At 64.6% G+C, this 20,777-nt stretch carries 6 protein-coding genes; all 6 read right to left on the bottom strand.

Annotated elements, in window-relative coordinates; translation table 11 throughout:
• Window positions 1-19: 19 nt before the first annotated feature.
• Window positions 20-12,535, bottom strand: a complete 12,516-nt coding sequence (locus G6N13_RS14450) for a non-ribosomal peptide synthetase (protein WP_456320139.1) — start codon at window positions 12,533-12,535, stop codon at window positions 20-22.
• Window positions 12,528-17,087: a non-ribosomal peptide synthetase gene (locus tag G6N13_RS14445; RefSeq protein ID WP_163698031.1), complete on the bottom strand. Its 4,560-nt coding sequence runs from the start codon at window positions 17,085-17,087 to the stop codon at window positions 12,528-12,530. The genes G6N13_RS14450 and G6N13_RS14445 overlap by 8 nt, the downstream gene beginning before the upstream one ends.
• Window positions 17,088-17,111: 24 nt before the next feature.
• Complete coding sequence (locus G6N13_RS14440; protein ID WP_163698029.1) at window positions 17,112-17,339, bottom strand: MbtH family protein; 228 nt, start codon at window positions 17,337-17,339, stop codon at window positions 17,112-17,114.
• A gap of 245 nt (window positions 17,340-17,584) precedes the next feature.
• Entirely contained in the window at window positions 17,585-18,853 is a 1,269-nt protein-coding gene (locus tag G6N13_RS14435; protein ID WP_163698027.1) for a glycosyltransferase, read from the bottom strand.
• Between the two features lie 2 nt (window positions 18,854-18,855).
• Entirely contained in the window at window positions 18,856-19,605 is a 750-nt protein-coding gene (locus tag G6N13_RS14430; RefSeq protein WP_163698025.1) for a class I SAM-dependent methyltransferase, read from the bottom strand.
• A gap of 14 nt (window positions 19,606-19,619) precedes the next feature.
• The gene (locus G6N13_RS14425; protein WP_163702122.1) at window positions 19,620-20,687 is read right to left on the bottom strand and encodes a class I SAM-dependent methyltransferase; all 1,068 of its coding nucleotides are present in this window, start codon (window positions 20,685-20,687) and stop codon (window positions 19,620-19,622) included.
• Window positions 20,688-20,777 lie beyond the last annotated feature (90 nt).

The following is a 20,777-nucleotide window of genomic DNA, read 5'->3' as shown; positions in this document are numbered from 1 at the left end:
GTGATTCTGACCGCAGTCGCTAGCTCAGCGCGGAAACGTCTTCCACCGCACTGCTATGTCCACCCAGCTTGCGATTCAACCTTCGCACGGACGGCGCGTCGAACAGGGCGGTGACCGAAAGGTCGGTGTCGAGTGCGGTGTTAATCGCGGCAATCGCCCGCATCGCGGAGAGCGAGTCGCCACCCAAGTCAAAGAAGGACTCATCGATCCCGACGTGGTCAGCGCCCAACACCTCGGCATAGACGTCGGCCAGAATCTGCTCCACCAAGGTCTCCGGCTCGCTGAACTCACCACCGCTGTAGTGGCTTTCCGGTTTGGCCGGGATAGCCCTGCGGATATTGCCGACGTCCGACAGCGCCACCGGACGGCTGGGATCGGCGGTCATCGCCACCAGGACCTGGGTGAACCGCTCGGCCAGCAGGTCGACAGCCGCATCGTCGAACGCATCGGTGCGGTACTGGATCCGGAGGTCCAGCTCGGTGCCCGGTACCGCCTGGACGGTCAGCGGGTAGTGATAATAGTCGCGGTTGGCGATGTCGCTGATCGCCAACCCGTCCGCGCCGGACAACAGCGCTGCGTCGGTGGGATAGTTCTCGTAGACAAAGACCGCATCGAACAACCGCTGGTGACCGGTAACTCGATGAATCTCGTTGAGCCCCAAGTGTTCGTGCTCGAACGTCTCATAGCGCAGGTCTTGAAGCTGGCTCAACAGCTCGGCGGTGCTGGTGGCCTCCGTGGCTCTCACCCGGACCGGCACAGTGTTGATCAGCAACCCCACCATCGCATCCACGCCGGGCAGCTCGGCAGAACGACCGGACACCACCGAGCCAAAAGCCACGTCGCGCTCACCGGTCAGCGACATCAGCAGCAGCGCAAAGGCTCCCTGCAGCACCGTGCTGACTGTGGTTTTGGTCGACCGTGCCAATTCCCCCAGAGCCCGGGTGGTCTCTTCGGAGATTCGAACGGACGCAACACTTCTCGTCGCCTTGTCGGCGCGGTCCTCCGAGCCCACCAAGGTCGGCGTCCGGAAGCCGGCGAACACATCACTCCAGGCGGCGCGGGCAGCGTCGCGGTCACGGTCGGCAAGCCAGCTGACGTACCTGCGATACGGCGCAGCTCCCGGCAGTCGCTGACCGTAGTAGCTGGTGAATATCTCCTGAAGCAGAACCGGCAACGACCAACCATCCAGTGCAATGTGATGATTTGTCAACACGAACCGGTACTTGTCGACCGCAGTGCGAATCAAGGCCGCCCGAACGGGAGGATGAGCAGCAAGGTCGCACACCAGTTCACGTTCGGCAGCGCAAACAAGCGTGATCTGGCCCTCGACGTCAGCACCCATCGCAGTGAGATCGATGTACTGCCAAGGCAGCACGGGATGGGCTGGGATAATTTGCACCGGCTCGGTGAACTGCTGGGAGAACCGGGCCACCAAGTTCGGATGCCTGGCCACGGCCGCCTGGACCGCGTCACGAAGTCGGAAGTGATCAAGCCGACCGCTCAACGTGATGTCCAGTTGCACCGCATAGACGTCGTCGCCAGAGCTGTGGGCTACATCGGCGTGGAACAGCAACCCCTGCTGCAACGGAGTCAACGGCAGGATGTCGGCGACCTGGTGCGCCCGGCACAGTTCATCGATCTGCTGCTGCACCAACCGGGCCGGCGCGATGTCCGAGGGTGTCAACCCGCCTCCACCGCCACGGACGTGCGCGCAGATACCGGCGAGCGCATCAAACCACAACCGGCTCAACTGGCCGATCTGTGCCTCGTCCAGCGCCGAGGGGGCCCACGTCCAGCCTGCACGTAGGCGCGGACCAGCGTCGGTGTCCACCGTGCCCGCGTTGAGCTCCACCGCGTGCATCAACGGCATCGGGATCGCCGCGGCCGCAGCGGTCACCGACCAGCCGTCGGGGCGCATTTCCCAGTAGTCACCGGATGCGTCGCCGCCCGCCGCGCCCATCCGCCCGAGGTAGTTGAATCCGATGGCCGGCTCAGGACCGTCTAGGTCGACGTCTCCATTCAAATAGCGCAGTACCCCGTAGGTCAGACCGTCGGGCAACGATCGGATTTGCTCCTTAGCGTCTTTGATGATCGCACCCAACCCAGCCTCACCGGCCACCAACTGCGCCCAGTCCATTCCGGCGATTCCCCTAAAGTTCAGGGCCACCGGGTATTTAGTGGTGAACCACCCCACCGTGCGCGACAGGTCGACATCGGAGCCGAGCTCCTCCTGGCGTCCATGGCCCTCGGCGTCGATGACGATCGGCGCGTTACCGAGATCCAGGTATTCGGCCACTGCTAGCCCGAAGGCGATCAGCAGGATGTCCTGGATCCCGGCATGGAACGCCGCGGGCACTTCGCCAAGCAGCATCCGCGTCGTTTCGACACCCAGGTCTACCGACAAACTTCCGGCGTTGGCGTAGGTGTCTTCTGCCGGTTGTACGGCAGGCAACGGCGCGGGCACGTCCGCGATCTGTCGCCAGGTGTCCACCTGAGCCACGACCTCAGGTCGACGGGCCTGCTCAGCCAACAGCAATGCCCATTGAGCGAATGACGTCCCCGACGGAGGTAGTGTCACCGGCCGCCCACCCCGATGCTGCGCCCAGGCGAGATTGAGGTCTTCCAACACGATTCGCCACGACACCCCGTCGACCACAAGATGGTGCGCAATGACCACCAGCCGGCCCGTCGCTGCCACCCACAGGGCAGCCACCATCACCCCGTTCGCTGGATTCAGCCTCGATCGGGCCGCCACCACAGCTTCATCTGACAGCACATCCACGCTCTGCAGGCAGGCGCGGGCATCTACCGATCCGGGCTCTGGCACGTCAAACGAACAGCTACCCGAACCATCTTCCTCAACCCGCAACCGCAACATGGCATGCCGATCGAGCAAGGCCTGCAACAACACCACGACGTCGTCCTCGGTCGCCCCGATGGGGGCTTGCACCACGACCGTCTGGTTGAACTGATCGACTGGGCCTTGGACTTCCTGCAGCCAGCGGATGATCGGAGTCGCCAACACTGGCCCGACACCGTCATCGGCGGCGTCATTCGCACCGGTGCTAATGCCAGCAACGCGGGCCAGCCGGGCAACAGTCTGTTCGACGAACACGTCGCGCGGCCGACATAACACTCCGGCCGCCCGAGCCCGGGCTACCACCTGCATCGACAGAATGCTGTCGCCACCGAGTTCGAAGAACGACTCGTCGACGCCGACCCGCTCCAGGCCCAACACGTGCGCATAGATGTAAGCCAGGATTTCCTCGACCGCATCCGCCGGGGCGCGGTACGAGTCATTGACTTGATACTCCGGAGCCGGGAGCGCTCGTTTGTCGAGTTTCCCGTTGACGGTCAACGGAATTGAGTCGATAGCAACGATTGCTGCGGGAACCATATACTCGGGTAGCCGCTCAGCCAACGCGACGCGCATCTCGGCTGGGTCGGCGGTACCGGTCACGTAGCCGACCAGACGCTTGTCGCCAGGGCGATCCTCCCGGACAATTACCTCGGCATTGTCGACACCGTCCATCCCGGCCAGCGCAGCCTGGACCTCACCGAGTTCGATGCGATACCCGCGAATCTTGACCTGCTCGTCGGCTCGTCCCAAGTAGCGCAGCTCCCCGTCGGCGCCCCACGACATCAGGTCACCAGTGCGATACATGCGTGTACCAGGCGCACCGAAGGGGCACGCGACGAACCGAGACGAGCTCAACTCGGCACGACCCACATAGCCGTACGCCAGCCCGGCACCGGCCACATACAGTTCGCCGACCGCGCCGGGCGGCACCGGCCGCAACGCGCCATCGAGAACGAAGAAGCCAAGATGAGCCAACGGCACCCCGATCGGGCTGATGACACTTTCGAGGTCGTCTGCGAGAATCTCACGGAACGAGGCGTGCACCGTCGTCTCGGTGATGCCATACATGTTGATCAGACGGGGTGACCCTGGGTGATTCTGCACCCACGACGAAAGCCGTTGTGGCTCCAGCGCTTCCCCGCCGAACACCACGGCCTCGAGCTTGAGTTGGCTCCCCAACTCGGGATCAAGAGCGTCTGCGGCTTGCAGCGCATAGAACGCCGACGGGGTCTGACTCAAGACGGTGACCCGTTCGGTCACCAACAGTGCGAGGAAATCCTCGGGCGAGCGGACTACCGCGTCAGGCACCACCACCACCCGGCCGCCGTAGAGCAGAGGGCCCCAGATCTCCCACACCGAATAGTCAAAGGCCAGCGAATGGCATTGTGTCCAAACCTGTTCCGCTAGGTCCATGCCGGCGTCGAGGGTCTGCAGCAATCGAGTGACGTTGCGGTGCGGGATGGCGACCCCCTTCGGGGTCCCGGTTGTGCCGGACGTGTAGATGATGTAGGCAACATCGTCGGGGGCCGGCGCCGGCACCGCCGTGCTGGGTTGGCCGTCCACGGCGGGATCATCGATGTCCAGGACCATTAAATCGCGGCCGGCTAGCCGCTCGGCCAGCCCAGCGGAAGTGATCGCTGCGATCGGCCCGGCGTCGGCCAGCACGAAGTCCATACGTGCGGCGGGCACCGCCGGGTCGATCGGCACATACGCGGCACCGGTTTTCACGACCGCGAGGATCGCCGCGACGGCCTCCGCCGAACGTGGCAACAGCAACGCCACGCGATGACCCGCGCCGACACCCCGTTCAATAAGCCAGTGCGCCAGACGATTCGATGTCTCGTCAAGCTTGCGGTAGGTCCACGACCGGTCCCCGCAGTTGATCGCGACGGCCTGCGGCGATTGCGCCACCCGCTCGGCAAACGCCGTCGGAATGGACACCTGCGAGTCATCCGATGCGACCAGCACCGCCTGGTTGCCCCAGTCATCCAACTGCGCGTGCTCGTTCTCATCGAGAACGTCGACCGACGACAACCGAAGCACGGGGTCAGCGATGATCGTCGCCAACACCCTGTGTAACCGAGCCACCAGTGTTTCGATGCTCGACGCATCAAACACATCTGTGCGGAATTCGACGAACCCAGTGATGCCGGCGGGTTCGCCCGCCGGACTCCAGCCTTCACCCAATGAGAACGACAGGTCCATCCGAGCGGCGCCCGTGTGGACGGGCATCTCGACGACCCGCAGATCACCCAGCGTTAATCCAGCAGCGGAATCGCTGGAATCTGTGGGCAGATTCTGCCAAGCCAGCATGACCTGAACCAGCGGATGATGCGTCAGCGACCGAGTGGGGTTGAGCCGGTCGACCACGACCTCGAACGGCACGTCCTGGTGCTCGTAGGCAGCCAGGCTGCGCGCCCGCACCTGAGCCAGTACCTCCGTGACACTCGGATCGCCGGCCAGGTCCAGCCGCAACACCAGAGTGTTGACAAAGAATCCGACCAGCTTGTCCAGTGCGGGGTCCCGCCGGCCCGCGATCGGGAAGCCCACTGCCACATCACCACTCGCGCCGAGCTTGGCGAGCAGCACCATCAGGGCGGCCTGTACCACCATGAAGCTGGTCGCGCCGTGCTCGCGCGCCACGCGGGAAACCTGTTGCTGCAGTTCGGCGGGCCAGTCGATAGCCACCGTCGCGCCGCGCTGGTCGGCAACCTGGGGATAGGGTCGGTCAGTGGGCAGCACCAGCCGCTCTGGCATCCCCGCCAGCGCCTGCTGCCAATAGTCCAGCTGCGCGACGATCAGGCTGTCGCCGTCATCCAGATCACCGAACTGTTCACGCTGCCACAAAGTGTAATCGACGTACTGGACTGGCAATTCTGACCAGTCAGGCTCCTGGCCCGCACAGCGGCTGGCATAAGCCACGCCCAGATCGTCCACCAGTGGAGCGATTGACCACCCGTCGGCAGCGATGTGATGGACAACCGCTGCCCACACATGCTCGTCGTCGCTGACCCGGAAAAGCTGCGAATGCAAGGGGATTTCGGCGGCCAGATCGAAACTGTGCCGCGCCGTCGCCTGGACCGCCTCCTCCAGTTCGCTCGTCGACCACTCGGCGGCATCGACAACACACCAACCGAAGTCGACGTTTTCGGGCTCGATAACGACCTGCCGAGGGATCCCATCGGGGGCGGCGAACAATGTGCGCAGACTCTCGTGACGGCGCACCACATCGGACAGCGCTGCCGCCAGCGCGTCGGCGTCAAGCGGCCCGCTCAGCCGCAGGGCCACCGCAAGGTTGTAAACCGGTGAAGGGCCTTGTAGTTGGTCGACGAACCACAACCGGCTCTGGGCGAACGACAACGGGATGACCGCGGGTCGGTCGTGTCGCACCAAAGGTTCGAGACTCCGCACCCCACTGGCGATCCGAGGTGCCAGCTGTGCGACCGTGGGCGCCTCGAACACGGTGCGCACCGCGAGTGCGGCATCCATACCGGTGTTTATCGCGGCGACCAGGCGCATCGCTGACAAGGAATCGCCACCCAGATCGAAAAACGAGTCATCGACCCCGACCCGCTCTGCGCCGAGTACCTCGGCGAAGATCCCTGCGAGGATCGCCTCGACAGGAGTTGTTGGCGCCCGGTAACTCTCGGTGTCCTGATACTCCGGAGCCGGCAGACGCCGCTTGTCGAGCTTTCCGTTAACCGTCAACGGCAACGCGGGCAACGCCATCACCGCGGCCGGAACCATGTACGACGGGAGGCGCTCGGCCAGCGCGGCGCGGGCGGCAGCAGGATCTGCCGCACCCGTGAAATAGCCGACCAGGCGATAGTCACCGGGGCGGTCTTCACGAGCGATCACGACTGCCTGCTCAACGCCGTCAAGCGCGGCCAGCACGGCCTGGACCTCGCCGGGCTCGATGCGGTATCCACGGATCTTGACCTGTTCGTCGGCCCGACCCAGGTATTGCAACTGTCCGTCGGTGCGCCAACGCACCAGGTCCCCGGTGCGGTACATGCGGGCCCCCGCCCCGCCGAAGGGACAGGCCACAAACCGGGACGCGGTTAGCCCGGTACGGCCGACATAGCCAACACCGACGCCGCGGCCAGCCACGTACAACTCCCCGACCACTCCCTTGGGGACCGGCCGCAGTCGCTCGTCAAGAACGAACACCGCAACAGTCGACGGCGGCGCACCGATCGGCACATCGAATCCCGGCAACAACGGCGCGCTCATCGACGCATACACGGTGGCCTCAGTCGGGCCGTAAGCATTGATCACCACGCGACCTGGCGCCCACCGGTCCACCACTTCGGGCGGGCAGGCTTCGCCGCCGAGCAGCAGCGCGACCGATTCCAGTCCCTGCGGTCGCAAAGCGGCTACCGCGGAAGGAGTTTGGGTGAGGACATTCACCTGCTCGCCGACCAACAGGTCGTGGAAATCATCGGGTGAGCGGACGACCGCGTCGGGGACCACCACGAGCCGGCCGCCGCCGAGCAGCGCAGCCCAGATCTCCCAGACCGAGAAGTCGAAGGCATACGAATGACACTGAGTCCATACCTGTTTCGACGGCAGGGCCGCCGGGGTCGAGGCCGCCAGGTGGGCCACATTGCGGTGCGAGACAGCCACCCCCTTGGGGGTGCCGGTTGTGCCCGACGTGTAGATCAGGTAGGCGATGCTGTCGGGGTCTGGTGCGGGCAACGTTGTGGCGGGCTGAGTTTCGGCATTCGGGTCGCTGATGTCGATCACCACGTGGTCGTAACCACCCAGGCGCGCCCGTTGAGCTGCCGCGGTGACGACGGCGATCGGCGCCGCATCGGCCAGCATGAACTCGATCCGATTGTCGGGTAACGCCGGGTCGATCGCGAGGTACGCCGCTCCGGCTTTCAGAACGGCCAGCATGGCCACCACGGCCTGCGCCGAGCGGTCCACCAGCAGAGCTACGGTCGCGCCTGGGCGGACGCCGTGCCCCACCAAAAGATGCGCGTACCGGTTGGCGGCTTCGTCGAGATCGCGGTAATTCAGTGTCAGGTCTCCGTCGGTCACCGCGACGGCATCGGGGGTGCGGAGCGCCTCGGCGGCCAACAATTCCGGCACCGACACCGCTGCCGGTTCGGGACTTGTCAGGACTGAGCGGTTGCCGATCTGGTCGAGGTGCGCGCGCTCGGCTTCATCGAGAACGTCAACCGATGACAGCCGTCGGGTGGGGTCGGCGGTGACCGCCACCAACACCCGGCGCAAACGATCCACCAGTGTTTCGATGCTCGACGCGTCGAACACGTCGGTTCGGAACTCGACCAGTCCGCTCATCCCGGCGGCCTCACCGGTTCGCGACCAGCGTTCGTCGATTGAGAAGGCCAGGTCGACGCGAGCGGTATGGGTGTCGAGCGGCAGCTGGGTGACCTTCAGATCACCCAGGGCCGCGGCGATGTCGTCACTGGCCTCTGCCGGCAGGTTGCGCCAGCCCAACATCACCTGGACGAGCGGGTGACGGTTCAGCGATCTTGTCGGGTTGAGCTGCTCGACAACCACTTCGAAAGGAACATCCTGGTGCTCGTAGGCCGCCAGGCTGCGCGCCCGCACCTGAGCCAACAGCTCGGTGACAGTCGGGTCACCGCCCACGTCGACACGCAACACCAAGGTGTTGACGAAGAAACCCACCAAGTCGTCGAGGGCGGGATCACGACGACCGCCAATCGGGAACCCGACCGCCACATCCGAACTCGCGCTGATCTTGCCTAACAGCACCGCCAGTGCGGCCTGCACCAGCATGAAGCTGGTTGCGTTATGTTCGCGAGCCACCTCAGCGATCCGCCGCTGCAGCTCGATGGGCCAGTTCCAGCCGTGCATGGCGCCGTACTGATCGGCCACCGGCGGATACGGCCGGTCGGTCGGTAACGCCAACAGCTCGGGCATTCCTGCCAGCGCCTCCCGCCAGTACCCGAGCTGACCGGCGATCAAACTGTTGGCATCGTTCAGGTCACCGAACTGCATACGCTGCCACAGCGTGTAATCGACGTATTGCACCGGCAATTCGGCCCAGAGCGGGGCCAGTCCCAAACAACGGCTCAGATATGCCACACCGAGGTCGCGCACCAGCGGGGTCATCGACAAGCCGTCGGCGGCGATGTGGTGCACCATCGACACCACAACGTGATCGTCCTGACTGATACGGAAAAGCCTTGCCTGCATCGGAATCTCGGCCGACAAGTCGAAAGCGTGCTGCGCGACGGCATTCACGGCCTCGTCGAGTTGGGTCTCCGACCAACCGCTCGCATCGACAACGTCCCACCCGAAGTCGGCCTCTTCGGTCGGCACCACCAGCTGTTGCGGGACACCGTTGGGAGCGACATAGCGCGTTCGTAGGCTCTCGTGGCGCGCCACCACATCGGCCAGAGCCGCACCCAAGGCCTCGACGTTCAAATACCCCTTGAGGCGCAACCCCACCGGCATGTTGTACGTGGGTGAGGGGCCCTGCAGCTGGTCGAGAAACCACAACCGATTCTGGGAGAACGACAACGGGATCACCGGAGGCCGCGGCATGGGCACCAACGGATCCAGCCGGTACTGCTCGCCGCCGACGCGGGTTGCCAACTGGGCGACCGTGGGTGCCTCGAACAGGGTCCGCACCGAAAGACCGGCGTTCAGACCGGTATTGATCGCGGCGATCAGGCGCATCGCCGACAGGGAGTCTCCCCCCAGATCGAAGAACGAATCGTCGACCCCGATCCGCTCGACACTCAAAACCTGCTCGTAGATGCCGGCCAAGATCTCCTCGATGGCCGTGGTCGGCGCACGATAGCTGTTGGCGCCCTGAAGATCGGGCGCCGGCAGGGCTCGGCGGTCAAGTTTGCCGTTGACTGTCAACGGCAAGGCGTCAATAACCATGATCGCCGCAGGAACCATGTATTCGGGCAGCCGTCCGGCCAATGCGGAGCGCAGCGCGGCCGGATCCGCCGACCCGGTGATATAGCCCACAAGCCGTTTGTCGCCCGGACGGTCTTCGCGAGCGATCACGACCGCCTGTTCGACGCCGTCCAGCCCGGCCAAGACGGCTCGGACTTCGCCCAACTCGATGCGATAGCCACGGATCTTGACCTGCTCGTCGGCACGCCCGACGTATCGCAGTTCACCATCGGTGCCCCACCACACCAGATCCCCGGTGCGGTACATGCGCTCACCGGGCGCGCCGAAGGGGCACGCCACGAACCGGGAAGCACTCAGCCCCGCGCGCCGCCAATAGCCAAGTCCCGCACCGTTGCCCGCCACATACAAATCGCCGACCACGCCTGCGGGCACCGGACGCAGCCACTTGTCGAGGACGAAGAAGGCATAACTCGCCAGCGGAACACCGACCGGACTGACATCGCTGCCGGTGTCCCCGTCGACGATCTCCCGGAACGACGCGTGCACGGTGGTTTCAGTGGTGCCATACAGGTTGAGCAGCCGCGGGGTGCCAGGGTGACCGTCCAGCCACGTCCGAAGCCGCTGGGGTTCAAGGGCTTCTCCGGCGAAGATCACCGACTGAAGCTTCAGCTGCCGTCCGAGTTCGGGTTGCAGCGCGTCGGCGGTCTGCAATGCGTAGAAGGCCGAAGGAGTCTGGCTCAAAACCGTGACCCGTTCGCTGACCAGCAACGCGTGGAATTCTTCTGGACTGCGGGCAACCGACTCCGGCACCACCACCAAGCGCCCGCCGTACAACAGGGCACCCCACATCTCACACACCGAGACGTCGAAGGCCAATGAGTGCCACTGCGACCAAACCTGGCCTGCCACTTCCATGTTGGCGCTCATGGCTTCGAGCAGCTGAGTCACATTGCGGTGGGTGATCGCCACGCCCTTGGGAACGCCGGTGGTCCCCGAGGTGTAGATCAGGTAGGCGATGTCGTCCGGGGCGGGCTCAGGCAGCTTGCTGTCTGCGGCACTGAAGTCAGCGTAGGCATCGACGACGATATCGGCGATTCCGTGGGCGTCGATGACCTGAAGACCTTCGTCCGCCAGCCGCTGCGTCAGGTCGGCGTTGCTGATAGCCGCGGTCGGAGCGGCGTCGGCGAGTACGAGATCCATCCGAGCCGCGGGCGCCGACGGGTCGATCGGCACATACGCCGCCCCGGTTTTCAGGACAGCCAGAATCGCCACGATCGCCTCGGCCGACCGCGGCAACAGCAGGGCGACGCGATGGCCCGCGCCGATCCCACGGTCGGCCAACAGCAGCGCGAAGCGGCCGCTGGCCTGGTCGAGCTCGCGGTACGTCCACGACCGCCCACCCCACGTCAGTGCTAGGTCCTCGGGAGCGTGGGTCACCTGCGCGGCAAACATGGCCGGGATCGACATCGGTGGACCTACAGGCTGAGTCAGCACCGCCCGGTTACTCCACTGGTCCAGCCGGTCGCGCTCATCGCCGTCGAGCACATCGATTGCCGACAGCGGCCGAGACGGGTCTGCGGCCATCGCAGCCAGCACCCGTTGGAGCCGTCCGATCAGCCGGTCGATCTCAGCTTCGTCGAACACATCGGTGTCGTATTCGACACGCAACCTCAGTTCGGTGTCCGGCAGAGCTTGAATCGCCAGTGGGTAGTGGTTGTACTCCCGGTGGGCGAAGTCCGTGACGGTCAATCCATCCGTGCCGGAGAGTTTGGCGGCATCGATCGGATAGTTCTCGTAGACGAAGAAAGTGTCGAAGAGATGATCCTGGCCCGTGATCCGGTGGACCTCGCTGAGGGCCAGATGCTGGTGATCAAGGGTTTGGGCATAGGCGTGCTGCAGCTGGTCCAGCAGTTCGGCGGTGGTGGTCGCCGCCGTAGCGTGCGCCCGCACCGGCACCGTATTGATCAGCAAGCCGACCATCGAGTCGGCACCGTAGACCTCGTCTGGGCGTCCCGAGACCGTCGTGCCGAACGCGATGTCGTCGTGGCCGGTCAGCGACATCAGCAGCTGGGCGTAGGCGGCCTGCAGCACCGTGCTGACGGTGGTGTGGCAAGACCGCGCCAACTCGCCGAGGGTTTTGGTGAACTGCTCTGACAATGTGAATGTGGCGACGTCGCGCTGCCCTTGCTCGGCCCGGCCTGCGGGTCCGATCAGGGTCGGGGCATCGAAGCCGGCAAGCACCTCGGCCCATGCGGCACGCGCGGCGTCGAGGTCGCGCCCAGCCAGCCAGCTGATGAACCGGCGATACAGGGCCGGCGGAGGCAACCGCTTCCCGTAATAGCTGGCAAATATCTCTCCCAGCACGATCGGTAGCGACCAGCCGTCGAGCACGATGTGGTGGTTGGTCAGCACCAGCCGGTGCTGACCGCCCGCAGTACGGATCAGTGCGGCCCGAAAGGCGGGCTGATCGGCCAACTCACAGACGGCAACGCGTTCTTCGGAGTACACCCGGTCGATCTGCTGATCGAAGTCGACACCGGCCGCGGACAGGTCGATGTACCGCCATGGCACGACCGGGTCTGCCGGGATGATCTGGACCGGTTCAGCAAACCGCTGGGAGAACCGGGCGGCCAGGTTGGGATGGCGGGATGCCACGGCCTGCACTGCGGTGCCCAACCGGTCCTGATCGAGCGGACCGGACAAGGTGATGTACAGCTGCACCGCATAGACATCATCGCTGCCCTCTGCCGCGGTGCTCGCGAGGAACAGCAGCCCCTGCTGTAAGGCAGTCAGGGGTAGAACGTCAGCTATCCGCATATTGCCGCTGAAGTTCGTCGATCTGCTGCTGACTCAGGCCAACAGCGATATCAGATGGCGTCAAGCCGCCCCCACCCGCGCGCACATGCGCGCACAGGCCGGCAAGAGCGTCGAACCACAGCTGGCTCAACCGACTGACCTGCGCCTGATTCAAAGTCGAGGGCGCCCACGTCCAGGTGGCACACAGGAGCGGACCGAAATCGGTGTCCACCGTTCCGGCGTTGAGTTCCAGGGTGTGCACCAACGGTATCGGTGGGCGCACGCTGGGGCTGATAGTCGCCAACCCGTCCCAGCAGATCCGCCAATGCTCACCCGAGTCCTCGGTCGTCATCGCACCTTGGCGGCCCAGATAGTTGAACCCGATGGGCGGATCGGCGCTCTCCAAGTCCAGGTCATCATTCAGATAGCGCAGCAACCCGTAGTTAAGACCGTCCGGAAGTGCCAGAAGTTGCTCTTTAGCGTCCTTGATCACCGCGCCCAACCTCGCTTCACCTGCCACCACCTGCGACCAGTTCAGACCACCCAGGTCCAGTGACACGGGGTACTTCGCGGTGAACCAGCCCACGGTGCGGGAAAGGTCGATGTCGGCGGCCAATTCTTCGTCGCGCCCGTGACCCTCAACGTCGATACAGATCGGCGCACCGGACGTGCCCAGGAATTCCGCCAGTGCCAGGCCGAATGCGATCAACAGAATCTCGTGCACGCCGGTGTGAAACGCCGCGGGCACCTCACCGAGCAACATCAAGGTGGTCTCGACGTCCAGATTCGCCACCAGATCACCGGCGGTACGAAGTGTGTCCGTTTCGGGGCAAACCGCCGGCAGAGCCGCTGGCGTCGCCGCAACCTGCCGCCATGTGTCGGCCTCGTCCATCACATCAGAACGGTATGCGCGCTCGTGGAGCAACGATGCCCAGCGGGCGAATGACGTCCCCGACTCGGGCAAGGCCACCGGCTGCCCAGCTCGGTGCTGTGCCCAGGCGATGTTGAGGTCTTCCAACAGGATTCGCCATGACACTCCATCGACGGCCAGATGGTGCACGATCGCCACTAGCCGCCCCGTCGAGGTCACCCACAGCGCGCTCAGCATCACCCCGGCCGCCGGATTCAGCTGTGATCCGGCGTGCACGACAGCCTCATCTGACAGCGCCTCGACGGTATGGAGCCGCGAGCGGGCATCCACAGATCCGGCCTCGGGCACAGTCAACGACCAACCGCCCGCATCGTCCCGGTCGACGCGCAAGCGCAGTACCGCATGCCGGTCGAGCAAAGCCTGCAACATGACGAGAACGTCGGCCTCAGTGGTCCCCGCCGGCGCCTGAACCGCCACGGTCTGATTGAAGTGATCGACTGGGCTACCCGCGGCTTCCTGGCTTTCCAGCCAGCGGATGATCGGAGTGCTCAGCACCGGACCGACCCCGTCGTCGGCCACATCAGCGTTAACGTCGGCGACCACAGCCACCCGGGCCAACCGCGCCACGGTTTGTTCGACGAACAGATCACGCGGGCGGCAGAGCACGCCCGCGGCTCGCGCCCGGGCGACCACCTGCATCGACAGGATGCTGTCGCCGCCGAGCTCGAAGAACGATTCATCGACGCCGACCCGCTCGAGGCCCAATACCTGGGCGTAGATGGCAGCCAGGATCTCCTCGACCGCATCGGCCGGGGCGCGGTAGGACTCGGCGTCCTGGTACTCCGGTGCGGGCAGGGCCCGGGTGTCGAGCTTGCCGTTGACGGTCAGGGGCAAGGCATCCATCACGACGATGGCGGTCGGCACCATGTAGGCCGGAAGTCGCTCGCTCAGTGCGGTACGCAGGGCGGTCGCGTCGACGGCCCCGGTCGCATAGCCGACCAGGCGCTTGTCGCCGGGGCGATCTTCGCGGGCGATCACCGCGGCTTCCCGGACGCCATCCAGCTCGCTGAGCGCCGCCTGGATTTCGCCGAGCTCGATGCGGTAGCCGCGGATCTTGACCTGCTTGTCGGCCCGACCCACGTAGCGCAGTTGTCCGTCGGTGCCCCAGTACATCAGGTCGCCGGTGCGGTACATGCGCGCTCCGGGCTCACCGAACGGGCAGGCCACGAAGCGAGTCGCGGCCAGGCCGGGCCGGCCCACGTAGCCGTCGGCCAATCCGGCACCAGCGACGTAGAGCTCGCCGACGACACCGGTCGGCACCGGCTGCAGCCAGGTATCGAGCACAAAGAAGCCAAGGTGGGCCAGCGGCACGCCGATCGGGCTGACAGCGCTTGCGAGGTCCTCGGCGTGGATCTCCCGGAACGAGGCGTGCACGGTCGTCTCGGTGATGCCGTACATGTTGATCAGGCGCGGGCGCTGCGGGTGGCGCTCCAGCCACGTCCGCAACCGGGACGGTTCCAGTGCCTCCCCACCGAACACCACGGCCTCGAGCTTCAGCTGATCGCCGGCCTCGCGATTGGCGTCATCGGCGGCTTGCAAGGCATAGAACGCCGACGGCGTCTGGCTCAGGACGCTGACTCCTTCGGCGGCCAGCAGCGCGTGGAAATCCTCCGCGGAGCGGACCACCGCGTCGGGCACCACGACCAGACGACCGCCGTAGAGCAGTGCGCCCCAGATCTCCCATACCGAGAAATCGAAGGCCAGCGAATGACATTGCGACCACACCTGTTCCGCCAAGTTCATATCGGCGTCGAGGGTCTGCAGCAGCCGGGTCACATTGCGATGCGGGATCGGCACGCCCTTGGGCTGTCCCGTCGTGCCAGAGGTGTAGATGATGTAGGCGACGTCGTCGGGGCGCGGCCCCGGCACTGCCGAGTCGGCGTCGCCGGCGGTCTCGATATCGGTCACTGAGAGGTCGTGTCCACGCAGCCGCTCGGCCAGCGCGCCGGTGGTGATCGCGGCAACCGGAGCGGCATCGCTGAGCACGAATTCCATCCGCGCCACCGGCACCGACGGATCGATGGGCACATAGGCCGCGCCCGTCTTCACCACGGCCACCATCGCCACGACTGCCTGCGCCGAGCGCGGCAACAGCAACGCCACCCGCTGACCGGGGCCCACGCCCTTGCCAGCCAACACCCGCGCCAACCTGCTGGAGGCGTCGTCCAGCTCGCGATAGGTGATCGACTGACCCTCGAAGGTGACAGCCGCCGCATCGGGTGTGCGGGTCGCCTGGGTGGCAAACACGTCGGCGATCGACACCGGAGGGGCGACGGGCGCGGTCAACGCCGCCCGATTACCCCAGTCCTCATGCTGGGCGTGCTCACCGGCGTCGAGTGCCTCGATCGACGACAGCCGGCGCCCCGGGTCGGCGGCCATCGCCGCCAGCACCCGCTGCAATCGCCACGCCAAGTCGGCGACGTCGAACATGGAGAACAGGTGTCCGGCACCCAGGGTGCCAAGGAACAGATCGTCCCCGACACCGGAGAAGATCAACCCGAAGTCGCCAACGAAACCAGAGTTGGTCATCGTCGCGGTGGCGGCGACACCACCGAAGTCCAGCGAGAACGCGTTGGGAAAGAAATCGACGACGACCCGATCGGCGGACTGGCCCGGGTTGCGCAGCTGAGCCTTGCGCTCCAGGGCCTTCACCGGAAAACGCTGATGCTGCAACGCTTCCCGGATGCGCGCGTCGACGTGGGCACAAAAGTCGGCGACCGTCGATCCCGCCGCTACGGTCAGCACCAGCGGTACGAGCCCGGCGACCATGCCCGGGAGCGTCTTCGCTTCGGGGCTCACTCGTCTGCCGACCGGGAAGTCGAACACCACTTCCGAGCCCTCGCCGCACCAGCTGCGCATCAGCAGCGCCGACGCCGCGGTGATGATCGACGCTCGGGGCATATCCCAGCGCTGCGACAAGTCTTGAATCTGCCGAAGGATCGCCGGGTCCAGTCGCACCGGAGCGGTGCGGAAGTTGGCATCGTGCTCGTCGTCGGTCTGTGGTGCCCGGTAGTTCGATTCTGTGTCGGTCGGCAGATTCGCCAGCCAGTAGGCCTCGTCGTCGGTGTAGTCGCGCGACGCCTCGTATTCGGATTCGAAGGCGACTAAATCCTGCAGCGAACCGAAGAACGCGGGCGGAATCGGTTCGCCGGAGACCAGTGCGGAGTAGACCGAGGCAACCCGGTTACCGAACAGACCGATGCCCGCGGCGTCCATGACGAGGTGGTGGAAGCAGCCCAACACGAAGAACTCATCGAATCGGGTTTGGAACATCGCATATTTGAACAACGGGCCGGAGAACGGCATCGGGGTGCGCTGAATGGCGAGCGCCATTTCCTTGGCTTCCCGGACGGGATCCGCCGAACCGGTCAGATCGTGGAAATCGATCTCGATCTCGGGGTAATCGACCGCCCGCTGGAAGACCTGACCGTCCTCCTCGAAGCAGGTGACGCGCAGCGGTTCAGCTTCTTTCATCACCCGGCCGATTGCCCATTCGAGAGCGTCGCGATCGATCGAGCTTTCGATGTGCACCAAAAGGCCGACCTGCCACTCCGTGCCGGAGTGACCCATTTCCTGGTCAAGCCAAATATCGAGCTGGGCGCGTGTCAGCGGCAGCGCGCGGTCGTCACGTTGCATCGGATCTCCCGACCTCAGATCCACTTATCCAGATGCTCCGCCCAGAGCCAATCTCTCGCGCAGACTCTTCGGCCGGATATCGGTCCAGTTCTGTTCGATGTACTCTATGCACGCGGCCCGATCAGCTTCACCGAACGCCACCCGCCACCCTGCTGGCAAATCAGCAAATGCTGGCCACAGGCTGTGCTGATCCTCGTCGTTGACCAAGACGAAGAAGCTGCCCTCATCATCGTCGAACGGATTTATGGTCACCGCGTCTCCAGACCGTGAAGTCGATTGGGTAGAGCAAGTTCTAGACCATACTTCCCGGGTATGACCCATGTCACGAAGTTGAGTGTGACCCCCGTCACCCAATTCGTCACGACACGTGCGGCGCCACTCCAGCGATAGAAGTGACCTCAGGTTTCTCTCATTTCTTGCGCCGCCGTCAACTTCGCGACGGTTAGCTGGGGCGACGTTTCAGCCGTCGACAAAAACGACGGCCATTAGTGATGGAGTCAGCGCCCGGGCGTGGAGCGCGCGAATCTCTCGAGCAGATCGGCGGCCGCCGACGCGCTCTGCGCGGGTTCGGTGATCCGGGTGGCGAGGGCTTTGGCACGATCGGCGTAGTCCGGCACCAGGATGGTGCGCAGGTCCGCGACCAGCGACTCCTCAGTAGCCGTCGAAAATCGGCGCGCTGTCCCTACCTTCAGCCGCTTGACGGAGCTTCCTGAGACGGCGTGAGCCATATCCCAGTAGAGAATCACCTGAGGCACTCCGGCTCGCATGGCGATGGGTGTGGTCCCGGAACCGCCGTGATGGACGACCGCGCGGCAGGCGGGGAAAACCGTCGAATAGTTCAGGGTGCCGGCGAGCTTGACGTGGTCGAACTGCGGCACGTTGCCGAAGTTGGTCCCGGCCGCGCCAACCAGCGCACGCTCTCCTAACCGACTGCATGCTGAGGCGATCATCGCAATCGTTTCGCTCGGAGATTCAACCGGGATGCTGCCGAAACCGAAGAAGATGGGTGGAGTGCCCGCGGCAATCCAGTCCGCAACCTCACTGTCGTCCGGCGAGGAGAGTTCCAGCGTCAGGGTTCCGACGAACGGTCGCTGCTCACGGCACCGCGCCCACTCCTGTGCCAGTCCGGGGAAGCACGCCTCATCGTAGGCTTGGATCTCGAGCGATCCGCGCTCGGTGATCCGCCGCGGTGCTGAACCTTTCGACGGCGGTAGGCCCAGGTCGCGGCGCTGGGCATCCTCCACTTTCTTCGTCCCGCGCCAGGACATCCACCAGAACGCGGTCACAGCCGCACGGCCCAATCGGGCAGGCAGGAACGGCAGCACCTGGCCGTTGGGCCGCAACGGAAAGTAATGCAACGTGGCCATCGGGACGCCATAACGCACCGCAACGTTGGCGGCGGCATCTTCGAAGTTGATGCCAGTGAAAATCAGATCCGCCCCCTCGGCCATCGAGATGAGCGTCGCGCTCATGTCCTGCCATCCCCGCAGCAGCGGTCCCGCGATCTCGACCCGCGATCTGATCAGTTCGCGGAGTTTCCACGGGCTGCGAAAGAAGCAGGTCCAGAAATCTCGGTGGGCGTCGAGGACCGACTTCGAATCGGGACCGAACGCGACCGCTTGAGGACCAGCCGCCTCGGTGAAGGCCACGAGATCGGGGGGCACCGCCATCTGCACGTGATGCCCTCGCCGCACCAATTCGCGACCGACCGCAAGGATGGGCTCGATATCGCCGCGACTGCCCCAGGTCGCCAGTACGAATTTCACCGTTACGTCGCGGCCACCTCGCCGAGAAGCTGGTTGAGGTAGCGCGGTGGCTTCAGGTTCAGCAGGCGCTTGCGGTCGGCCTTGAGGTCTGCGTAGGTCAACGCCGCGACCTCTTGGACCGTGTAGGGCAGGGTCGACTCTGGTCTGCCTTTCCGAACGAACCCGACGCCCTGGTCGCACTTGAGAACGCCGACCACCAAATCGTCGTGGGTGCTGCGCAGCTCAACGATCGCCTTCCAGACATCGCCGTTCCAGATACCGATAGCCACCGGCCCTGACTGCGACTTCATAAACTCGTCCCACGATTCCGCACGGCGACCGGCCAGCTCGAACGGCGGGTTGCAGTCGTGCAAGAAGATGACACCGTCGTCTTTTAGGTAGCGCAGGGTGTTCTCGACGTCGCGCACCACCTGTTCATAGGTATGCAGCCCGTCGATCAATGCAACGTCGACGGGGTTGTGCTCGAGCAATTCCGCGTGGTTGCTGAAGAAGTCGTCGCTGGTCATCTCGAAGTAACGGGTGACGCGTGCCCTGGCGTCGGCAATCTCGCGGGTGCGCTGAGCGATCCGGAACGCCGGGTCGACTGCGATCTTCACGTCGGCACCGATCTTCTGGAACGCCTGCCCCCGTGACACACCGATCTCGAGATAGACGGGGCGCAGCCGCCCTTCGAGCGCACGCTGCACCGATCGGATCCGGTTGACCCCCGGCAGCGCGTCGGCCAGCTGCACCAATCCGCTATTGATATCCACCTAACGGTGTCCCTTCACTTGTCCGGGTTGTTATTACGTTGGTTGGTCCGGTCGAGGGTGCCCAGGCCCGTGATTTCGAGGCTGACAGATTTTCGCTGCCCAGCCGCACCAAGCATGAAGCCGATATCGCCTGTCGGTGCGCCAAGCCAGAACCGCCAGAAGCGCTTGCTGAAGAACGCCCACGCGAAATTACCGTTCCCGATCACCCAATACACGGCAACCGCGAGGAAGTAGTAGGGCACGCGCTTCCATGCCGAAGTGACCATCTCGACGTTCATTTCCCACATCTCGAGACCCCAGGCCCGGTACCGCCACTCCAGCTGATACTTGTTCTGGAACTCGTAGAAGGCCAGCATCTCGGCGTTGGTGACCAGATACTCGTCGAAGACGAGGATCGACCCTTCAACAAAGCGGTCCTTACAGGCCTCCAACGCATGCTGGCAGCTCTCGTAGGTGTCCAGATCCATGTGGAAAAGCCGGATCGGATCATCCGGTCTGCTCGCCAGGAACGGTGCCAGGGTGTCGTACGTCATCCCCTTGATAAATTGCACGTTTCGCCCCAGTGCGGCCGGCAGGCCGTCGGCGTCCAACGTCACGCCGGTATCGGGCATCAGGCGCTGGGCTAGGGGTTCGCTCAGTGAAAATGTTCCGCTCTTGATGACCATCTGGTCATCAACCTGCCAATCTTCGACAAGACCCTCAAAAGTGTCGAAACCGTAAACCGTGCGTCCGGAGGCATCAGCCGCCAAGCGGGTCGACCAACCGAGCCAGACACCCAAGTCGAGCAAGAGTTCCCGGGCATTCTGCGGCGACGGCGCAGCGAGTTGCGATGCCTCCCAGAGCAGGGTGTGCCCGCCGATCTTGCACCGTCTCAGATCCGCGAGCGAGCGGTGGATGAACGCGCGATACGCCTCGTCGTAAACCTTGATATCCCGGGCGTACAAATTGGGGATGTACCGGTCCCTGTTTCGATAAAACAAGCGGCCCCCCAGCAGCAGTATCAGAACTACACCAATCACGACCAGCACTACTGGCGCAAAAAAACATGCGATCGCTACGAGGACCGCGATGCCGACGAGTATCGCTTTCCAGACACGATGAATAGTCGTTCGCTCGACCGTCTTCCGATCAACTCCCGCGACCGCGCCAGCGCCCGATTCCTGAATGGGCTG

It is taken from the genome of Mycolicibacterium sarraceniae (assembly GCF_010731875.1).
GTDB classification, from domain to species: Bacteria; Actinomycetota; Actinomycetes; order Mycobacteriales; family Mycobacteriaceae; genus Mycobacterium; species Mycobacterium sarraceniae.
Note: the sequence above shows the minus strand (reverse complement) of the source record. Positions and strands in the feature narration are given on the sequence as shown.